The sequence below is a fragment of the Pseudomonas sp. K5002 genome (assembly GCF_013386655.1).
In the GTDB taxonomy this organism is placed as follows: Bacteria; Pseudomonadota; Gammaproteobacteria; order Pseudomonadales; family Pseudomonadaceae; genus Aquipseudomonas.
Window position 1 is genome coordinate 1 of sequence record NZ_JACARK010000200.1, and the last position, 2,579, is coordinate 2,579.

Sequence of the window (2,579 nt, forward strand, 5' to 3'; positions counted from 1 at the left end):
GCTGGCAGTGTGTGCCGGCAGCGTCTCGGCGCTGCCGAGCTGGAACCTGTTGGGTATCGCCACCTGCGTCGTGCTGGTGGTGCTGTTGATCCGCAAGGAGTCCAGCGCCACCGTGCGTCTTTTGCCCCGGGATGCATTGAAGTTCAGCACCCCGCTCTGCGCGCTTTATGCGACCACCTGCCTGTTGGTGATCGGCATGAGCAGCGAGATCTTCATGCCGTACTTTCTGCAGCACTTGCATGGCCAGTCGCCGCTGATCGCCGGTTACATGGCCGCGCTGATGGCGGCCGGCTGGACGGTCTCGGAAATCATCAGCTCCGGCTGGACCGGCCGCGGTCCACATCGCGCCATCATCGCGGGGCCATTGTTTATCGTGGCGGGCTTGATGATGCTGGCGATCACTACGCCCATCGCCAGCCAGGGCGAATGGACATTGCTGGCCCCTATCTGCCTGGGGCTGTTCCTGGTGGGGTTCGGCATCGGCCTGGGTTGGCCGCACTTGCTGACGCGCATCCTGCAAGTGGCTTCGGAACAGGACAAGGACACGGCCGCTTCGTCGATCACCACCCTGCAACTGTTCGCCATGGCCATGGGCGCGGCGCTGGCGGGGGTGATCTCGAACATGGCGGGCATCAATGAAGTGGCGGGCAATGGCGGCATCGCTCATGCCGCGCGCTGGCTGTTCGCGCTGTTTACCCTGGCACCCGTGTTGGCGCTGTTGATGGCGCTGCGGGCAACGCGGACGAAGCCGATCGAAGGCGCGCCCCTCGACCTTGGAATCGTCCAACCAGCCCCCATAACTAGCGAGGTATCCAACAAGGGGAAGCACAGACCATGACCAACCCGACCGAAACCGCCCTGCTCGCCGGCGGCTGCTTCTGGGGCATGCAAGACCTGCTGCGCCGCTACCCCGGCGTGCTGCACACGCGGGTCGGCTACACCGGCGGCGATGTGCCGAATGCCACGTATCGCAACCACGGCAACCATGCCGAAGCCATCGAGATCGTCTTCGACCCGACGGTGATCACTTACCGGCAGATCCTCGAGTTCTTTTTCCAGATCCACGACCCCAGCACGCCCAACCGCCAGGGCAACGACCTGGGCCCCAGCTACCGTTCGGCAATTTATTACCTGAGCGAACAGCAACGCGACATCGCTGAAGACACCGCAGCGGATGTGGATGCCTCGGGGTTGTGGCCAGGCCGTGTCGTGACGGAAATCGAACCGGCGGGGCCGTTCTGGGAAGCGGAGCCGGAGCATCAGGATTACCTGGAGCGGATTCCGAATGGCTACACCTGCCACTTCATCCGACCCAACTGGAAACTGCCGAAACGCGCCTGAAAATGTGGGAGCGGGCTTGCTCGCGAAGGCGGTGTGTCAGTCAGCAAGTTCTTCACTGACACACCGCCTTCGCGAGCAAGCCCGCTCCCACATAAAGCAGTTCCTACACAAAGCGCCTCCCTCACAAGGCGCATTTCCCTCAGCGCATTTGCAGAATGATCGGGCTACTGCTCGCCGGGCCCGTGTGCTCACGCAACTTGCCCACCGCCTTGGCATCCACCGCCCCACCCTGATTGCCCCAGGTGCCGCGCACAAACGTCAGCACTTCAGCAATCTCCTGGTCCGACAACTGCTCACGGAACGCCGGCATGCGATAAGCGTCCGCCACATTGGCCGCCACTACGCGCTGCGAGCCATTGAGGGTGATGTTGATCGCCGAGGCGTCCTCCTTGGCCAGTGCGGAGGTGGCGCCGGCCAGCGGCGGCATCCAGTCCGGTTGCCCTTTGCCTTCCAGCCCGTGGCACGAGGCGCAGCGGGTCACATAGGTATGCGCACCCGGCGCATCCAGGCGTTGCGCAGCCGACACCGCCTGATACTGCCAGGCCGCACCGTCGCGCTGCTCGTCGCCCGGCAATGACCGCAGATAGCGTGCAATCGCCGCCAGGTCATCGTCGCTCATGAACTGCGTGGAGTTGTTGAACGCCTCGGTCATCGAGCCATAAACCACCGCATGTTTGTTGCGACCGGTCTTGAGGAACTGCACCACTTCCGGCTCGCTCCAGCGCCCCAGGCCGGTGTTGGGATCATCCCGCAGGCTCGGTGCATACCAGCCGTCGAGCAAGCCACCGGCCAGGTACGGCTTGCCACTTTCATCCAGTGCCTTCTCGTTGAAGGCCAGGCCCCGTGGTGTGTGACAACTGCCGCAATGCCCCGGGCCCTGCACGATGTAGGCGCCCCGGTTCCACAGTTCATCCTTCCCGGCCTTCGCGACATACGGCTTGCTGTCGGTAAACACGCCGTTCCACAGCGCGATCGGCCACCGCATATTCAATGGCCACGGGATCGAACTCTTGATATTGGCCTGCTGCACCGGCGCCACGCCCTTCATGAAGAACGCGTACAGGGCGCGCACATCATCGTCGCTGAGCTTGGCATAGGACGGGTACGGCATCGCCGGATACAGGCGGCGCCCACCCGGCGCGACACCCTGGCGCACCGCGCGGTCGAAGTCGGCGAGGCTGTAGCTGCCAATGCCGGTTTCCGGGTCTGGCGTGACGTTGGTGGCGTGGATCGCCCCC

The 2,579-nt window shown here is 63.9% G+C and carries 3 protein-coding genes; 2 read left to right on the plus strand and 1 reads right to left on the minus strand.

The annotated features are described in order from the left end of the window. Nucleotides 1–838: MFS transporter (locus HX846_RS11250; RefSeq protein ID WP_372241978.1), on the plus strand; the 838-nt coding region annotated here is incomplete at its 5' end. Continuing rightward, nucleotides 835–1,341, plus strand: coding sequence for a peptide-methionine (S)-S-oxide reductase MsrA (gene msrA, locus HX846_RS11255; RefSeq protein WP_087693735.1), 507 nt, complete (start codon nt 835–837; stop codon nt 1,339–1,341). The genes HX846_RS11250 and msrA, both read left to right, overlap by 4 nt. Before the next feature lie 139 nt (nt 1,342–1,480). Here the strand turns inward: msrA and HX846_RS11260 are convergent. Then, the coding region (locus HX846_RS11260; RefSeq protein WP_178965397.1) for a cytochrome c at nt 1,481–2,579 on the minus strand (1,099 nt) is incomplete at its 5' end.